This is a genomic window from Citrobacter sp. TBCS-15 (assembly GCF_005280815.1).
Classification (GTDB): Bacteria; Pseudomonadota; Gammaproteobacteria; order Enterobacterales; family Enterobacteriaceae; genus Citrobacter; species Citrobacter werkmanii.
Window position 1 is genome coordinate 1 of record NZ_SZWK01000127.1, and the last position, 839, is coordinate 839.

Here is an 839-nt window from a genome sequence, read left to right on the forward strand (position 1 = left end):
TGCTAAAATATGCTCTTTATTCATTTCTTTATTCTCCCTTAAAAATTAAAGCTGTATCAAGATTAATCAAACCACATTCAACAGCGTTAAGTAAGAACTCGTTAAAGTCAACTTCTGACAATGTCTCTTGCTTAAATAGTAGCTGTTCCTCTGTCATTTGCTTTCCTCTCTCAACTTGATATATATATTATATCAAATGCACTTTTCAGGTTTGGTTTATCCTCTGTTATGTAAGCTATGATTGACTTTGTAGGCATTTTGTGTTATACTATTTATAGGAGGTAACTATGGCTAGAGATAAATATCTGATGNCACATTCAACAGCGTTAAGTAAGAACTCGTTAAAGTCAACTTCTGACAATGTCTCTTGCTTAAATAGTAGCTGTTCCTCTGTCATTTGCTTTCCTCTCTCAACTTGATATATATATTATATCAAATGCACTTTTCAGGTTTGGTTTATCCTCTGTTATGTAAGCTATGATTGACTTTGTAGGCATTTTGTGTTATACTATTTATAGGAGGTAACTATGGCTAGAGATAAATATCTGATGTACTTACGACAACAGGAATACAAGAAACGTATTAAAATTAAAGTAGTTAATACAAGAGCTAGAATGAACAGAGAATACATGAATCAACCAGAAGTAGACAAGGAAACATTAGAACTATGGAATAGTCAGCCAGCAATACATTTTGATTTAGGGAAAAATAAATAAATTATATTAAAAAAATAATTGCCACCTTAGTGGCTTTTGTTTTACGCTTAACCGCAATTTGACTAGAAGTGGCAGAAAGTAAGTGCATTGTGTGTCCTGTTTGTAAAGTATGGTATCAGTAAG

General features: G+C 32.2%; 2 protein-coding genes. One reads left to right on the top strand and one right to left on the bottom strand.

The window, feature by feature from the left end; genetic code table 11:
* Window positions 1–28: 28 nt before the first annotated feature.
* Window positions 29–157 carry a hypothetical protein gene (locus FDW96_RS25520; protein ID WP_015979565.1) on the bottom strand — a complete coding sequence of 43 codons (129 nt, stop codon included), beginning with the start codon at window positions 155–157 and terminating at the stop codon, window positions 29–31.
* Window positions 158–527: 370 nt separating this feature from the next.
* Here FDW96_RS25520 and FDW96_RS11820 point away from each other — a divergent pair, with 370 nt between their 5' ends.
* Complete coding sequence (locus FDW96_RS11820) at window positions 528–716, top strand: hypothetical protein (protein WP_036851101.1); 189 nt, start codon at window positions 528–530, stop codon at window positions 714–716.
* The last annotated feature ends 123 nt before the right edge of the window (window positions 717–839 follow it).